The sequence below is a fragment of the Lysobacter sp. SCRH-1R genome, assembly GCF_057747855.1.
The window spans coordinates 2,795,859-2,811,656 of the sequence record NZ_CM173227.1 but is presented as its reverse complement, the minus strand read 5'-3'; the positions used below and the strand labels follow the sequence as shown (position 1 = coordinate 2,811,656).

At 69.3% G+C, this 15,798-nt stretch carries 15 protein-coding genes; 8 read left to right on the top strand and 7 right to left on the bottom strand.

Features of this window, described 5'->3' with window-relative positions:
- Positions 1–2 precede the first annotated feature (2 nt).
- Positions 3–626: an EF-hand domain-containing protein gene (locus AC3ANK_RS12805; RefSeq protein WP_206861153.1), complete on the top strand. Its 624-nt coding sequence runs from the start codon at positions 3–5 to the stop codon at positions 624–626.
- Between the two features lie 172 nt (positions 627–798).
- On the opposite strand, the gene AC3ANK_RS12800 is transcribed toward AC3ANK_RS12805, so the two are convergent.
- From AC3ANK_RS12800 to AC3ANK_RS12790, 3 genes are all read right to left on the bottom strand, one after another.
- Positions 799–1,650 carry a hypothetical protein gene (locus tag AC3ANK_RS12800; RefSeq protein ID WP_484171360.1) on the bottom strand — a complete coding sequence of 284 codons (852 nt, stop codon included), beginning with the start codon at positions 1,648–1,650 and terminating at the stop codon, positions 799–801.
- 116 nt (positions 1,651–1,766) lie between these two features.
- Positions 1,767–2,678 (bottom strand): acyl-CoA thioesterase II, encoded by a 912-nt coding sequence (tesB, locus tag AC3ANK_RS12795; protein WP_206861151.1) that lies wholly within the window; start codon positions 2,676–2,678, stop codon positions 1,767–1,769.
- A gap of 339 nt (positions 2,679–3,017) precedes the next feature.
- A complete protein-coding gene (locus AC3ANK_RS12790) occupies positions 3,018–3,590 on the bottom strand; it encodes an N-acetylmuramoyl-L-alanine amidase (RefSeq protein WP_206861150.1) in 573 nt (190 codons plus the stop codon).
- 111 nt (positions 3,591–3,701) lie between these two features.
- On the opposite strand from AC3ANK_RS12790, the gene AC3ANK_RS12785 reads away from it, so the two are divergent.
- The 6 genes from AC3ANK_RS12785 to AC3ANK_RS12760 all read left to right on the top strand — a co-directional run bounded on the left by AC3ANK_RS12785 (position 3,702) and on the right by AC3ANK_RS12760 (position 10,498).
- The gene (locus AC3ANK_RS12785; RefSeq protein WP_484171359.1) at positions 3,702–4,217 is read left to right on the top strand and encodes an MOSC domain-containing protein; all 516 of its coding nucleotides are present in this window, start codon (positions 3,702–3,704) and stop codon (positions 4,215–4,217) included.
- Positions 4,214–4,744, top strand: coding sequence for a hypothetical protein (locus AC3ANK_RS12780; protein ID WP_484171358.1), 531 nt, complete (start codon positions 4,214–4,216; stop codon positions 4,742–4,744). Before AC3ANK_RS12785 ends, AC3ANK_RS12780 begins: the two co-directional genes overlap by 4 nt.
- A gap of 11 nt (positions 4,745–4,755) precedes the next feature.
- Positions 4,756–6,927 carry a bifunctional 23S rRNA (guanine(2069)-N(7))-methyltransferase RlmK/23S rRNA (guanine(2445)-N(2))-methyltransferase RlmL gene (gene rlmKL, locus AC3ANK_RS12775; RefSeq protein ID WP_484171357.1) on the top strand — a complete coding sequence of 724 codons (2,172 nt, stop codon included), beginning with the start codon at positions 4,756–4,758 and terminating at the stop codon, positions 6,925–6,927.
- A 332-nt stretch (positions 6,928–7,259) separates the two neighbouring features.
- Positions 7,260–8,807, top strand: coding sequence for a YadA family autotransporter adhesin (locus tag AC3ANK_RS12770; protein WP_484171356.1), 1,548 nt, complete (start codon positions 7,260–7,262; stop codon positions 8,805–8,807).
- A 477-nt stretch (positions 8,808–9,284) separates the two neighbouring features.
- Positions 9,285–10,136: a pirin family protein gene (locus tag AC3ANK_RS12765; RefSeq protein ID WP_206861145.1), complete on the top strand. Its 852-nt coding sequence runs from the start codon at positions 9,285–9,287 to the stop codon at positions 10,134–10,136.
- Between the two features lie 41 nt (positions 10,137–10,177).
- Positions 10,178–10,498, top strand: coding sequence for a DUF3861 domain-containing protein (locus AC3ANK_RS12760; protein ID WP_484171355.1), 321 nt, complete (start codon positions 10,178–10,180; stop codon positions 10,496–10,498).
- 279 nt (positions 10,499–10,777) lie between these two features.
- On the opposite strand, the gene aqpZ is transcribed toward AC3ANK_RS12760, so the two are convergent.
- The 4 genes from aqpZ to AC3ANK_RS12740 all read right to left on the bottom strand — a co-directional run bounded on the left by aqpZ (position 10,778) and on the right by AC3ANK_RS12740 (position 13,824).
- The gene (aqpZ, locus tag AC3ANK_RS12755; RefSeq protein WP_206861143.1) at positions 10,778–11,515 is read right to left on the bottom strand and encodes an aquaporin Z; all 738 of its coding nucleotides are present in this window, start codon (positions 11,513–11,515) and stop codon (positions 10,778–10,780) included.
- A gap of 232 nt (positions 11,516–11,747) precedes the next feature.
- Positions 11,748–12,188, bottom strand: a complete 441-nt coding sequence (locus AC3ANK_RS12750) for a hypothetical protein (RefSeq protein ID WP_206861142.1) — start codon at positions 12,186–12,188, stop codon at positions 11,748–11,750.
- Positions 12,189–12,492: 304 nt separating this feature from the next.
- A complete protein-coding gene (locus AC3ANK_RS12745; RefSeq protein ID WP_484171354.1) occupies positions 12,493–13,353 on the bottom strand; it encodes a pirin family protein in 861 nt (286 codons plus the stop codon).
- Positions 13,354–13,437: 84 nt separating this feature from the next.
- Positions 13,438–13,824 carry a hypothetical protein gene (locus AC3ANK_RS12740; RefSeq protein WP_206861140.1) on the bottom strand — a complete coding sequence of 129 codons (387 nt, stop codon included), beginning with the start codon at positions 13,822–13,824 and terminating at the stop codon, positions 13,438–13,440.
- Positions 13,825–13,958: 134 nt separating this feature from the next.
- On the opposite strand from AC3ANK_RS12740, the gene AC3ANK_RS12735 reads away from it, so the two are divergent.
- A complete protein-coding gene (locus AC3ANK_RS12735) occupies positions 13,959–15,530 on the top strand; it encodes a phospholipase D family protein (protein ID WP_206861139.1) in 1,572 nt (523 codons plus the stop codon).
- The last annotated feature ends 268 nt before the right edge of the window (positions 15,531–15,798 follow it).

The window sequence follows — 15,798 nt, the reverse complement described above, 5'->3', positions numbered from 1 at the left end:
CCATGACTCGCACCACCCTGTCCGTCCTGCTCGCCACCGCCGTCGCCGCGACCGTCGCCGGCGCTGCCATCGCCGCACCGCAGGGCGGCGCCACGCGCGTGAAGATCGACGCCAACAACGATGGCGTCATCGACCGCACCGAAGCCGCCGCGCATCCGCGCCTGGCGTCGTCCTTCGACCAGCTCGACAAGAACCGCGACGGCAAGCTCGACCAATCCGAACGCCCGCATCGCAAGGGCCATGGCGGCCGTCATGGCGGCCACGGCGGCGGTTACGGCCACATCGTGAAGGCCGACGCCGATGGCGACGGCCGCATCAGCCGCACCGAAGCGGGCTCGCTGCGCTTCATCAACGAGAAGTTCGCCGACATCGACGCGAACCGCGACGGCTACATCGTCCGCAGCGAGCTGACGAAGTACCACGAGCGCATGCGTCCGCAGCACGAAGCCGAACGCGCCAAGCGCGCGGAAGAGCGTTTCGCGAGCGCCGACCTCAACAAGGACGGCAAGCTCAGCCGCGTGGAAGTCAGCGAGAAGATGCCGCGCCTGGAGAAGGCGTTCGCCTTCATGGACGAGGATCGCGACGGCTTCCTGACCCGTGCGGATCTGGCGCCGCGCAAGCGCTGAGTCGTTCTGTTGCAGGCGGCGCGAGCGACCACGCTGCGTCCGCAATGCGTTTATGCCTTTGTAGCCCGGGTAAGCGAAGCGCACCCGGGTTGAGCGTGACAGATCCCGGGTGCGCTTCGCTTACCCGGGCTACAAACGCCGAGAACAGCCAACTCCCGCGTTCGCCGAAGCATCACATGGCCACGTGCTTCAACGTCCGCGCCACCTGCCACCCGCTTTCCGCCTGCTTCACTTCCAGCGTCTTGTACGACCCCGACAGCCGGTGGTGGTACGCCGTGAATTCCAGCACGCCGGTCACGCGGCCCTGGTCGTCGCGCGACTGCGGGCGGAACGCGTGCACGTCCGCGAGCAGCGCGGGCTTGCCGCTCGCACGGTGGCTGCTGCCGATCTCGTCATCCGGATTGCGCACGCATTGCGAAGCCGGCACCAGTTCGCGCCGCTGCGGTTCCAGCACCAGCGGCTGCATCGCCTGGATCAGTTCCGGCGACGCATCCTGGCCGTCGATCGACAGGCACACCACGCCGATGCGCGTCTTCGGCAGTTCCTGCGCGAACACCGCCGCCGCCAGCGGCTGCGGGATCTGCGCGGGCGTGCCGTCGAGCGGATGCGTCTTCAGCGCTTCGGTCGGAATGTCGGTCTTCAGCGCGTTCATGATCGCCAGCCCGCCGACGACCACGATGCCCGCCATCAGCACCAGCTTGATGCGCAGCGCGCGCGACTGGGCCTTCCTGCGTGCCGGCGTCTCGTCGGAACTCAGGCGGAAACTCGGCCCGGCGAAACTCTCGCGCGTGGTTTCCAGCAGCCCGGCCTCGCGCAGGATCTCGCGCGCCTTGACCGTGTCGTCCGAGCGCACCACCCACACCGCCGGCTTCGGACCGCCTTCGTCGCTGTAGCTGAAGGTGCCGCGGCGTCCGCCCTTGTACGAACGCCCGTTGGTGATGCGCACCTCGATGTCCGCATCGCGCAGCATCTGCGCGACGGATTCGACGTTTTCGAGGCGCTGGCTGGAGAAGACCTGTCTCATGGGCGCGGGATTCGGGATTCGGGATGGGGGATTCGCAAGAGCATGGCGTGGGTCCTACGTGCGTTGTCGCCGGTGCGGAAGCGAGGCGTCGTGGCGTTCACGAATCCCGGCGCCGATCACTCCTTCGCCGGCACGTGCCCCGCCGCGGCCGCGTCCTTCACCACGCGGATCAGGCCTTCCTGCGCGGTGCTGGCGACCAGGTGCCCGGCGCGGTCGAAGATCTGCCCGCGCGCCAGGCCGCGGCTGCCCTGCACGCTGGGGCTGTCGATGGAGTAGAGCAGCCAGTCGTCGGCGCGGAAGGGACGATGGAACCACAGCGCATGGTCCAGCGAAGCCATCTGCACGTTCGGCTGGTAATAGCTGATGCCGTGCGGGAAGGTCGCCGTGCCCAGCAGGTGGAAATCCGACGCGTAGGCGAGCAGGGCACGGTGCAGTTCCGGTGCATCGCCGACGCGTTCGGTCAGGCGGAACCAGAACTGCTGGTACGGCGGGCGCTTGGGCGGGTTGAGTTCGTCGCGCGGGTAGACGTGGCGGAACTCGAACGGCCCCCTGCGCGAAAGCCAGCGCTGGATCTTGATCGGCAGCGTCGCCATCACGTGCTCCGGCACGGCCGGCGCGGGATCGATGTCCTCGGGCTTGGGCACCTCGGGCATGGAGAGCTGGTGCTCGCCGCCGTCCTCGTCCTGCTGGAACGAGGCGGCCATGAAGAAGATCACCTCGCCGTGCTGGATCGCGGTGATGCGCCGCACCGAGAAGCTGCCGCCGTCGCGGGTGCGGTCGATCTGGTAGACGATCGGCGCGGCGATGTCGCCGGCGCGCAGGAAATAGGCGTGCAGCGAATGCGCCGCGCGCGGGACCTGCATCGTCGCCTGCGCGGCCGAGAGCGCCTGCCCGAGCACCTGCCCGCCGAACACGTACTTGGTGCCGATGTCGCGGCTCTGCCCGCGGAAGAGGTTGTCCTCCAGCCGCTCCAGCGAGAGCAGTTCGACCAGTTCGTGAACGACTTGCTCGTTGGCGGGCGAGGTCATGCGCAGGCTTTGTCGGAGGCGGGACGGAAGTATACCCGGGGGGTTGGTCGGCTTTTTTGCGGGTGCCTGGGCCCCTCTCCCCCGCGAGAGAGGCTGGGGTGAGGGCGGGGCGTGCGATCACGCGCGCACCCGCGGTGGCTTGACGACTCGCGCGCAGGGGGAAAGCCAAAACGGGTTCCAGCCCCCGCTGCAATGACGGCGAACGCCAGCGGGTTGTCGCCGGGGTAAGCGAAGCACGCCCGGGAGGCGCTGCGGTTCCCCGGGTGCGCTTCGCTTACCCGGGCTACAACGGCTGCTTACCCGGGCTACAAAGGCTCCGTCATTCGCAGCGAAGGATCGCTACGGCACCCGTCGCAACCCCACCGCCCCCATCACCCGCTCCCACGGAAACATCGGCCCCGGATCGCGCTTGCGATGCACCAGCACATCCGGATCGTCGGTCGCGCGCACCTGCGTCGTATCCAGGTCCTCGTGCCCCGCGATCGAGCGCAGCGACGGCAGCTCGCCTTCCAGCCAACGCAGCAGCGCGATCAGCGCTTCGATCTGCGCGGCCGTATACGCCTCGTCCATCGCCTGGCGCGATGCCGCCAGCCAGTCCGGATACCGCCCGCGGTTCACCAGCTCGATGCCGACCGCCCGCGTGTTGTGCCCGCGCACGTGATGGGCGATGCGGTCGAGCGCGACGTACTGGTGCACGCTGCCGTCGCGATCGATGTAGTAGTGGCCGCTGTTGCCGGTGCGCGAACCTTCGTACAGCTCTTCCTCGCCGAAGCGCCGCGCCATCGCGAGGTCGGGAAGTTCCGTGCAGTGGATGACGACGAGGTCGATCTGGTCCAGCGATCGCGCCTCCAGCCGTTCCTGGTAGGGCAGCGGATCGAAGGCGATGGGCGGGGCCGAAGGGGCGGGCGACATGGGGCCGGATGCTACCATTCGCCTCCCGCGCGCCATGCGCGGCGCCCCAGCCTCCGCTGGGCAACTTCCCGCCCGCGCCCGTCGCGGTCCGACCCCCGGACGGAACCGCCCATGAAACTCCCGCCGCCCGACTCCGAGCTGGGCAAGCTGATGGCCACGCTGCCGCAAACCGGCGCGGTGGAATGGATCGGCCTGCGACCGAAACGCGACGTCGAGATGGACGAAGTGGCGGAAGCGGTGGCCGAAACCGGCGCCGGCCTCGTCGGCGACCGCTACGCCGGCGGCAGCGGCAAGCGCGGCATCACGCTGATCCAGGCCGAACACCTGCCGGTGATCGCCGCGTTGTCGGGCCACACGTCCGTGCCGCCGGCGATGCTGCGCCGGAACCTTGTCGTCTCCGGCATTCCGCTGGTGGCGTTGAAGGGCCGGCGGTTCCGCGTCGGCGAGGTCATGCTGGAAGGCACCGACCCATGCGATCCATGCTCGCGCATGGAAGCCGCGCTCGGCCCTGGCGGTTTCAATGCGATGCGTGGGCACGGTGGCCTGTGCGCGCGCATCCTGCAGGGCGGCACGATCCGCCGCGGCGACGCGGTCGTCGCGATCCACGAACCAGACTCCAACGAATGAACGCACCCGGACACTGCATCCTTTCCCACGGCTTCGAGAGCGGCCCGGACGCCACCAAGGTCGCCGCGCTCGCCGACGCGGCGCAGCGGCTGGGCTGGACCCACGAGCGCCCCGACTACACCGACCTGGATGCGAAGCGCGACGTGAGCGAACTCGGCGACGTGCCCGCGCGCGTCGAACGCCTCCTCCGCCTGGCGCAGGCCGCCGCGACGCGTGGGCCGGTGGTGCTGGCCGGTTCGAGCCTGGGCGCGTACATCTCCGGCCTCGTGTCGCTGAAGGTGCCCACGCTCGGACTGTTCCTGATGGCACCGCCGGTGCGCATGGGCGAGGCGCCGCGCCTGACCGCCGCGAACGTGCCGACCTCGATCATCCACGGCTGGAACGACGAACTCATCGCGCCGGCCGAAGTCGTCGCCTGGGCGTACGCGCGCAGTGCGCGGCTGCTGCTGGTGGACGACAGTCACCGCCTTTCCAACCATGTCGAAGCGAGCGCCGAGGCCTTCGCCGCGCTGCTCGCCTCGCTCTGAGCAACATGCACATGAAGTTCTTCGCCAGCTGCGGCAAAGGCCTGGAATACCTGCTCGCCGACGAGCTGGCCGCGCTCGGCTGCGCGCGCGCCACCGCGGCCATCGCCGGCGTCAACGCCGAAGGCACGCTCGCCGACGCGCAGCGCGCCGTGCTGTGGTCGCGCCTGGCCAGCCGCGTGCTGTGGCCCATCGGCGAGTTCGACTGCCCCGACGAACACGCGCTCTACGCCGGCGTCGCCGCGATCGACTGGACGCGGCACCTCGCGCAGGGCGACACGGTCGCGGTGGACGCGCACGTCTCGGGCGAGGCGATCACGCACGCACGCTACGCCGCGCAGCGCGTCAAGGACGCCATCGTCGACGTGATGCGCGGCAAGACCGGCACGCGTCCGGACGTCGACGTCGAATCGCCCGGCCTGCGCGTGAACCTCGTGCTGCGCAAGGGTCGCGCGATCGTGTCGATCGACCTGTCCGGCGGTCCGATGCACCGTCGTGGCTGGCGCACGAAGCAGGGCGAGGCACCGCTGAAGGAGAACCTCGCCGCCGCCGTGCTGATGCGCGGGCAGTGGACGAAGGTGTACGCAGAAGGTGGATCGCTGCTGGATCCGATGTGCGGCAGCGGCACGCTGCTGATCGAAGGCGCGCTGATGGCCGCCGACGTCGCACCGGGATTGCAGCGACACGGCCACGATGCGCCGACGCGCTGGCCAGGTTTCGACACCGCTGCGTGGAGCACGATGCTGGACGACGCGCGCAAGCGCGAAGCGGCCGGCATGAATTCGCTGCGCGGGGCGTTCTTCGGCCGCGACACCGACCCGCACGCGATCCGCGCGGCACAGGACAACGCGGTGCTGGCCGGTCTGGCCGGGCTCATCGATTTCCACGTCGGCGACATCCGTTCGCTGGACCATGCGCCGGGCGCGCAAGGCGAAGACGCACGCAACGGCCTGGTCGTCTGCAATCCGCCTTACGACGCGCGCCTCGCCGCCGATCCCGCGCTGTATCGGGCGCTCGGCGATGCCCTGAAGCGCGCGACGCCGCAGTGGCGCGCGAGCCTGTTGTGCGGCGATGCGGAACTCGCGTTCGCCACCGGGCTGCGCGCGCAGAAGAAGTACCAGGTGTTCAACGGCGCGATCGAATGCACGCTGATCGTGTGCGATCCCATCGCGCCGGCGCAGCGTCGTCGTACCGACGACACCGGCGCGGAAGTGGCGCCCACGCTGTCGGAAGGCGCACAGATGGTCGCCAACCGCCTGCGCAAGAACCTGCACAAGCTCAAGCGCTGGCGCGAACGCGAAGGCGTCACGTGCTATCGCGCGTACGACGCCGATATTCCCGAATACGCTGCGGCGATCGACGTCTACACGACCCACGAGCAGACCCCGCGCACCTTCCTGCACGTGCAGGAATACGCCGCGCCGCAGGAGATTCCGGAGAACGTCCAGCGTCGTCGCCTCAACGAACTGCTGGCCGCCGCGCGCGACGTATTCAACGTGCCGCGCGAGAACGTGGCGCTGAAGACGCGCGCGCGAGGCAAGGGCGGCAGCAAGTACGGTGCGATGGATTCGCGTGGCGAATTCGTCACCGTGCGCGAAGGCGACGTCCTGCTGCGCGTGAACCTGTTCGATTACCTCGACACCGGCCTGTTCCTCGACCATCGCCCGATGCGCCTGCGCATCGCGGAGGAAGCGCACGACACGCGTTTCCTCAACCTGTTCGGCTACACGGGCGCGGCGACGGTGCACGCGGCCGTCGGCGGCGCGCGACTGACCACGACGGTCGACCTGTCGGCCACGTACCTGGAATGGTGCGCCGACAACCTGCGCGAGAACGACATCGGCGGCACGCGCCATCGGCTCGTGCAGGCCGACGCGCTGACGTGGCTGGAAGCGGACACGCACCAGTACGACCTGATCTTCTGCGACCCGCCGACGTTCTCCAACTCCAAGCGCGCGCAGGACTTCGACGTGCAGGCGCAGCACGTGCGCCTGCTGCGCGCGGCGGTGGAGCGCCTGGCCGACGGCGGCGTGCTGTATTTCTCGAACAACTTCCGCCGCTTCCGCCTGGACGAGGCGAGCGTTGAAACCTTTGCGAAGGTCGAGGACATCAGCGCCCGCACGATCCCGCCGGATTTCGAACGCGACGCGCGCATTCATCGTTGCTGGCGCATTACCCGTAGATAAGCTGACCCACGAACGGGCTCGCATCGCGGCGATGACACGAGCTGGGCGAGCGTCCTTCATCGGCATTGAACGGGCGCAGGCGTAAAGCTCAGCCCGCTCGAACGTCAGGCGCGTGATCGCGTGGTGATGCGCGCGCGCAGGGGTTCGGCGACGCCGCCATCCGTCGGCGCCGATTGCCTCGGGAGCGCGCCATGATCCGCCTTCGAACCGCATCGCCGCGTCCACTGCGACCGGCCGTGAAGTGCCTCGTCCTGCTTGCGGCCTGCTCCGGAACCTGCCTCCCGGACCGCGTCCGGGCGCAGGAAGCGTGCAACGGTCCTACCGGACAGACGGTGATTGCCGTCGGCACCGGCGCGTTCGTCTGCGGCACCGGCGCGACCGCCGGCGCGGACAACGCCGTGGCGCTCGGCACGCAGGCGCAGGCGCTGGCGACGCTCTCGCTTGCCGCGGGTTTCAACGCCATCGCCAACGCGGACGGCGCGAGCGCGCTGGGGGCGAACACGCTGGCCTCCGGCGCCAGTTCCGTCGCAGTGGGGCACGTGGCGATCGCCAACGGCGACGACAGCGTCGTCATGGGACACGAGGCGATCGCCGTGGCGGACCAGGGCATCGCCATCGGCCTGCGTTCGCGCGTCGGCCTGGACGCCTTCGCTGGCGTGGCGATCGGGCGCGATGCCTTCGCGGACCAGGAATCGGCGATCGCCCTGGGATCTGCCGCGCAGGCGTTGGGCATCGGCAGCCTGGCGCTCGGCGCGAGCGCGCAGGTCGTGCACGACGGATCGGTCGCGCTCGGACTGGCGTCGATGACCAGCGTCGGCGCGCAGACCGGATACGCCGCGTTCGCACTGGCCGCGCCGCAGACCTCCGTCGGTGAAGTGTCGATCGGCAATCCGTCGGGCAGTCGCAAGCTGACGCACGTCGCCGCCGGCAGTGCGGACACCGATGCGGTCAACGTCGCGCAACTTCGTGCGGTGCAGGTGTCCGCGGGCGATGCGTTGCTGTGGGACGCGGGCGCCGGAGCGTTCAGTGCGAACCATCTGGGCGCGGGACCAAACCGCATCGTGAACCTGGGCGCCGGGCTTGTCGCCGCGGGCAGCACCGAGGCGATCAACGGCGGCCAGCTGTACGGCGCACTTTCCAGCGTGAGCGGCGCGCTCGTCGGCGACAGTTCGCTGGTGAACGGCGGCGTCCTGCTGGCGCCTCAGTTCGTGCTCGGCGGCAACGTGTTCAACGACGTCGCATCGGCCCTGCAGTTCCTCGACGCGCAGGGTGGCGCCAGTGATGCGCGCTTCACCGCGCAGGACGCCGCGCCGGCGAGCGCGAGCGGCAGCAATTCGGTAGCCGCCGGCAGCAACGCGCAGGCGAATGCGCCCAACAGCGTCGCGCTCGGTGCCAACTCGGTGGCCGATCGCGCGAACACGGTGTCCGTCGGCGCGGCCGGTGCGGAGCGCCAGGTGGCGAACGTCGCCGATGGCGCGTCCGGCACCGACGCGGTGAACGTGCGGCAGATGCAGGAGCAGTCCGTGACCACGCTCAACCAGGCAAACGCCTACACCGACCAGCGCGTCAGCGAAATCGTCGCGGTGCCGATGCAGGCCATCGAGGACCTGCGCGGGCAGGTGGACGACCAGTTCCGCCAGACCGACCGCCGCATCAACCGCCACGGCGCGATGAACGCTGCGATGGTCCACATGGCGTCCAGCGCGGCGAACATCCAGACGACGAACCGCGTGTCCGTGGGCGCCGGCTATGCGGAGGGGCAGGAGGCGCTCACGGTCGGCTACCAGCGCCAGCTGAAGCCGAACGTGTCGGTCTCGCTGGGCGCGGCGTTCAGCGGGAGCGAGCAGTCGGCCGGCGCGGGCATCGGCATCGGGTGGTGATGGATGACGTCGCTTCCTTCTCCCTCCCCTGCGCGCAGGGGAGGGTTGGGGAGGGTGAAGCTGCGAAGCAGCGAGCTCGGCGCGTCGAGCAAAAAGCCTTGCGTCCCGAGCTCCGAGTTCGGCGCTTCGATCAAAAAGCTCCGCGTTCCGAGCTCCGGGCTCGGCGTGCCGAGCAAGAAGCTCCGCGTCCCGAGCTGCGAGCTCGGCGTTTCGAGCAAAAAGCTCCACGTCCCGATCTCCTAGCTCGGCGTTTCAAGCAAAAAGCTCCACGTCCCGAGCTCTTGGCTCGGCGCTTCGAGCAAAAAGCCTCGCGGCCCGAGCTCCGGGCTCGGCGTGTTGAGCAAGAAACCTCGGGCCCCGAGCTCCGAGCTCCGCCTGTCGGGCACGGCGCTCGGAACATGGACCGTTCCACCCACGGCACTGGCCGCGGGGCGCCTGCGGCACGACATTGTGGTGAGCAGTTACCGGAGGTTCCCCATGAATAGCCCCGACTTCGCCCACATCGGCCGCACCCTGCGCGGCATGCCCGCCTCCGACGGCGCCGGCGTGCGCCTGACGCGCGTGATCGGCACGCCGCAGCTGGAGATGCTCGATCCGTTCCTGATGCTGGACGAGTTCGGCACCGACCAGCCCGAGGACTACCTCGCCGGCTTCCCGGACCATCCGCATCGCGGCTTCGAGACCGTCACGTACATGCTCGACGGCCGCATGCGCCACAAGGACAACCACGGCAACGAAGGCGTGCTCGTCCCGGGCAGCGTGCAGTGGATGACCGCCGGCCGTGGCCTGGTGCATTCGGAAATGCCCGAACAGCAGGAAGGCCGCATGCGCGGTTTCCAGCTGTGGGTGAACCTGCCCGCGGCGGAGAAGATGAGCCAGCCGCAGTACCAGGAATTCGCGCCCGACCGCATTCCGCAGCTGCAGCCAGCCGACGGCGTGCGCGTGAAGGTGATCGCCGGGCGCGTCGGCGACGTGGCCGGGCCGATCCGCCAGCCGGCGACCGATCCGGTGTACCTCGACATCGAACTCGCACCCGGCGTGGAGTGGGACGTCGATCTGCCCGAAGGCCACAACGCCTTCGCGTACGCCTTCGAAGGCGCCGGTTCCATCGGCGAGGGCGATGCGACGCGGGCGATCGTGTCGCAGGAGATCGCCGTGCTCGTCGGTGGGCGCACGGTGCGCTTTCGTGCGGGCGAGGGCGGACTTCGCGCGATCCTCGTCGCCGGGCGTCCGCTGCGCGAACCGGTCGCGCGTTACGGTCCGTTCGTGATGAACACGAAGGAGCAGATCATGCAGGCCTTCGTCGATTTCCAGGAAGGCCGCTTCTAGGCAGCCCGTTCAAGTAGCACGCAGTTGGGAGTACATGACCGATGGCAGTACGCGAACACCGTTACCGCATCACCGTCGAGCACCTCGCCGCGCCGCGCGAGGACCAGCCGCTGCGCGGCACGCTGACGTTCGAGGACGGCAACCACGACGACCTGTTCCGCATCGTCGAGCTGCAGCGCGCCAGCGGCCGTTTCGGCAGCGACGACGAGGCGGCGGCGTTCGCCATCGGCCTGAAGCTGCTGAGCGAGGCGGTGCTGCGCGATCGCGACGATCCGTTGCTGCAGCAGTTGAAGCGGCCGATCGGCGATTTCATCAGGCAGTTGAAGGCGGAGAACGCGGCGCGTTCGAATCCGGAGCCCTGACATCGGCCTTCGCGTTTGTAGCCCGGGTAAGCGAAACGCACCCGGGAACGCGTGATGTGGACGGTGAACCCGGGTGCGGCCTGCGGCCTTACCCGGGCTACAAACGCCGGACAGCTTTTGTAGCCCGGGTAAGCGAAGCGCACCCGGGGAACGCGTGACGTGGACGGTGAACCCGGGTGCGGCCTGCGGCCTTACCCGGGCTACAAACGCCGGAAGTGGAACGACCAATGAAAAGGCCACGCATTGCGTGGCCTTTTCTCGTTGCGACCAACGCGACGATCAGCGCGGCGTGCCCGTCACATCCGGGCCGTACTGGCCGAGCCAGCGGTAGATCACGCCACCGAGCAGGCCGCCGGCGATCGGCGCGACCCAGAACAGCCACAGCTGCGACATCGCCACTTGGCCCGCGAACAGGCCCACGCCGGTGGAACGCGCCGGGTTCACCGAGGTGTTCGTCACCGGGATGCTGATGAGGTGGATCAGGGTGAGCGCCAGGCCGATCGCGATCGGCGCGAAGCCGACCGGTGCGCGTGCGTGCGTGGCGCCGAGGATCACGATCAGGAACATCGCGGTCATCACGATTTCCGTCAGGAACGCCGCGTTGACCCCGTAGCCGCCCGGCGAATGCGCGCCGTAGCCGTTGCTGGCGAACGCGCCCGCCGCATTGGGATCGATCGCGAAGCCCGGCGCGCCGTGGGCGATCATGGACAGGATGAAGCCGGCGAAGATGCCGCCGAGCACCTGCGCGACGATGTACGGCACCAGCTCGCGCGCCGGGAAACGGCCGCCGGCCCACAGGCCGAAGCTCACCGCCGGATTGAAGTGGCCGCCGGAAATATGGCCCAGCGCGTACGCGCCGGTCAGCACGGTCAGGCCGAAGGCGAGCGAGACGCCGAGCAGACCGATGCCGAGTGGATTGCCGTCGCCGCCGAAGTTGGCCGCCAGCACCGCACTGCCGCAGCCGCCGAGGACCAACCAGAACGTGCCGATGAACTCGGCCGCAAGCTTCCTGATCATGTTGTTCTCCTGCCCAGGGATTGAGGGATACCGTTTGCCCGGCGACTTCCGCAGGCAAAACGGGCACGGATCTTAGGTGCGGCAGGAGCGACGGTAACTGCGAAAGAAGCTGATTGCACGCGCAAGCCGATCAAAGGCCGGCCGGCGGCCGATCGGGATCGGAGCGCGGGATGGGCGTGCCACGGCGATCCGCCCGGACTTGCGGGCGGATTCGGACGTGCCGCGTGCGGGATCAGTTGCTGCTCAGGCGCGTGGCGGGGAAGCGGATCGACTGCACCTGGCCGAGCATCGGCGCGAGTTGCGGCGCCTGCGCCTGGAGCCAGATGTGGGCGACGCGCCCGTCCGGCAGTTCGACCAGTGTCTCGCGGACTTCCACGTCCGGCTTCGTCGCCAGCTCGCCCTTGTACCAGTAGACGTTCTGCCCATCGATCACGCCTTCCTCGGCGCGGTTGCCGCGCTTGGGCTCGAAATTCGCCTTGCGCGAGATGTACAGGCCGAACGCTTCCGAACCGTCCGCGCGCAGTGCGCGGCAGAAGTCGGAACCGCCGGTGGCCTTGTACTCCCACGTCAGCTCCGAGCCCGTGGGCAGCTGCGGGCAGTTGCCCCCGTCCTGAGAATCCTGCGCGTGCGCGTTCGCCATGCCGAACCCGGCGAGCACGAGCAGGGCCGACATACGCCATGCCGTCGTCTTCACGACTAACCCCCTGTGGTCGTAACCCCTAGCAACGAAACAGCCCATCACCCCCGGGCTGCAGGCGATCGTCGAACCGTGACCGGTTCGGCCGAACCGGGTCGAACATAGTCCAGAAAGCGGCACTTGACAAATAACCAGACTTAATAGGCGGTGCGTCCGGCTTATGGGTCGGCGTCGGGGACGGTTGGGGGCCTCATCCAACGCATCGATGCAGGCATGGTGGTTTCGCGCGAAACCAATCGATCGTGCCGCGAGCGAGCAACGGCTTGCGAAGCCCGGACGCTCACCGCTCCGGCAACGGAATGAACTCGTCGTCCCCCGGCACGCGGCCGAAGCGTCCTTCCAGCCAGTCCTGCTTCGCCTGTTCGATGCGCTCCTTCGAACTGGACACGAAGTTCCACCACAGGTGTCGCGGGCCGTCGAGCGGTTCGCCACCCAGCAGCATCGCCTTCACCGGCGTGCGCGCGCGGAGCTTCGGGCGGGTGCCGGGGTCCAGCACCACCAGGTGCATCGCCGGAATGTCCGCGCCGTCCAACTGCGCGTCGCCTTCCAGAATGTAGAGCGCTCGTTGCGGATGGCTGTCGTCGATCGCGAGCTCCGCGTCGGCGTCGAGGTCGATCGCGACGTACAGCGTGTCGGCGTACACGCGCACCGGCGATTCCTCGCCGTAGCCGCGGCCGGCGACCACGCGCAGCCAGCTGCCGTCGCGCCGCTGCTGCGGCAGGCTCGCGGCGGGATGGTGGAAGAAGCCCGGTTCGGCTTCCTCGGCGCTGCGCGGCAGCGCGACCCAGGTCTGCATGCCGTGCAGCGGATGCTCGTGCTCGCGCAGCGTCGTCGGCGTGCGCTCGGAATGCGCGATGCCGCGGCCGGCGGTCATCCAGTTCACGTCGCCCGGGTTGATGTCCTGCAGGCTGCCGAGCGTGTCGCGATGCGTGATCGTGCCCGACCACAGGAAGGTCACCGTCGCCAGGCCGATGTGCGGATGCGGGCGCACGTCGATGCCGCGGCCGATCTCGAACACCGCCGGCCCCATGTGGTCGACGAACACGAACGGGCCGACCGAGCGCGCCTGGAGACTCGGCACGGCGCGACGCACCTGGAAACCGCCGAGGTCGTGCACGCGCGGGGAAACGAGGAGGGTCATGGCCGGGCTCCGGAAAGGGCGTCCACCGAGCGTGTCACATCCGCCGGGCGACGGCACGTCCGGCCGTGGCACGGTCCGTTCGGCTCAGCGGTCGGCGCCGTCCACGCGCAGTGTCGCCGGCGGGCGCGGTCCGGGGCCCAGACCCAGCAGCGTGACGTGCCAGGCGCCGATCGGGCGCGGCGTGCCCTGTTCGGACGCCTTGAGCACCACGTCGAGCATCGCGCCGGGCTTGTGGAAGCGCAGCCGCACGTCGGCATCGCCGGCGTGGACGCATGTAACCTCCGGCGGGCAGCGCGAATCGTTGGCGGTTTCGACGTAGACCAGCCGCGCGCCCTCGGGCAGCGACATGCGCTGGCCCGGATGCAGGCGCGCTTCGACCGGCAGCGCCACCTTCGGCGCGCTGGCGCAGCCGGCGAGGATCAGCACCGAAAGGAGCGGGACGGACAGGACGGGCGCGGGACGGAACGGCATCGAATCGGATTCGTCGGCGACGGGACCGGCGCGAGTCTAGCCGCTGCGTGCATCGATGCGGTGATCGCCGGGCGTGAATGAGTCGTTGCGGCGCCCGTCGCTAGAATCGATGCAATGCACAACGCGGGATCCACATGACCCGGAAGCTGCGGTGGATTGGCCTGGCCGTGCTGCTGCTGGCGACGGCGTCGCTGCTGTCGGTCTACAGCTACGGGCGTTTCGCCCAGCGTGCGCGCGGCGCGCCCTCGCAGGCGATTCCCGCCGCCGTGGTGGAGACGCCGCTGGACCGCTCCATCGCACCGATGGAGCAGGCGCATCCCGGCCAGGCCGGGCTGTCGCTGATCGCCGACAACCTCGACGCCTTCACCGTGCGCGCGCTGACCGCACGCGAGGCCGGGCGCAGCCTCGACCTGCAGTACTACATCTGGAAGCCCGACCTCACCGGCAGCCTGATCGTGCACGAGGTGGTGCGCGCGGCCGATCGCGGCGTGCGCGTGCGCTTGCTGCTGGACGACCTGAACTCGCACGCGAAAGATTCCGTGCTCGCCGCGCTGGCGCGTCATCCGAACATCGAGGTGCGCCTGTTCAATCCCTCGCGCGCGCGGCAATCGTATTTCCTGCGCGGCGTGGAACTGCTGCTGCGGGTGTTCAGCCTCAACCGGCGCATGCACAACAAGGCGTGGATCGCCGACGGCCGCATCGCGGTGGTCGGCGGACGCAACATCGGCGACGAGTATTTCGGCGCGGCGGAGGCGTCGAACTTCCTCGACGCCGATCTCGCCGTTATCGGCGAACCGGTGCGCGAAACCGCGCGCATCTTCGACGCGTACTGGAACAGCCCGGCGGCGATTCCGCTGGACCAGCTGGTCGACGCGGACGAGCTCTCGCTGCCGCGTCTGCGGCGCGTGGGTGCGCTGGAATACCGCTCGGAAGACGCCAGACCCTACGTCGAACAGCTGCGCCGTTCGCCCAGCGTGCAGGCGCTGCTGCGCGGCAGCCGCGGGCTGCGCTGGACGCCGGACGCGCACGTGGTGTCCGATCCGCCGCAGAAGGCCGAAGGTGCACCGCGTCGCGGCGACTGGCTGATCGATGCGATCACGCCGGCGTTCGTCGACACCCGACGCGAGATGTTCATCAGTTCGCCGTACTTCGTGCCGGGCGACGACGGCGTGGCGTCGCTGCTGCGCATGCGCGATCGAGGCGTGCGCATCGGCATCCTGACCAATTCGCTGGCCGCCACGGACGTCGCGGCGGTGCATGGCGGTTATGCGCCGTATCGCGTGCCGCTGCTGCGGGGCGGCATCGAACTGTACGAACTGAAGGCGCGTGGGTCGCCGAGCGGAGGCGGCAGCGGGCTGCTCGGTTCCTCGTCGAGCGAGGCGAGCCTGCACACCAAGGCGTTCATGTCCGACGGCGACGTGGGGTTCGTCGGTTCGGTGAACTTCGATCCGCGCTCGATCAATCTCAACACCGAGATGGGCATCCTGTTCACCGACACGCAGCTCACACGCGATCTGCTGCGCCTGTACGAATGGAAGGTCGGCCACGAGAACAGTTACCGGCTGTGGCTGGAAAACGGCGAACTGCGCTGGGAAGACGCGGGCGCCGATCCCCCGCGCATGTGGACGCGCGAGCCGGACGCCGACTGGAAGCGCCGCGCGATGGCGGCGGTGGTGCGGTGGTTGCCGGTGGAGTCGCAGCTGTGAGGTGGGCGCTTCGCTGAAACACGGCCGCATGGCGCCAGCGCTTGAGCCCCTCTCCCTCCCGGCGAGGGGGTGGGGTGAGGGGTGACGGTAGAGCGAGGGGAGAGGAGTGAGCAGTGAGTAAAAGCGTCAGTGCGGCGCGGTTTGGGTCGGCGCGGAGGGAAGGGGCCGGCCCCGCCTGGTTGCTCCGTTGCCCCTCATCCGCCCTGCGGGCGCCTTCTCCCGAAAGGGGGAAGGGAGCGGCACCGCCGCCCGGCCTATCGCCGCCGCA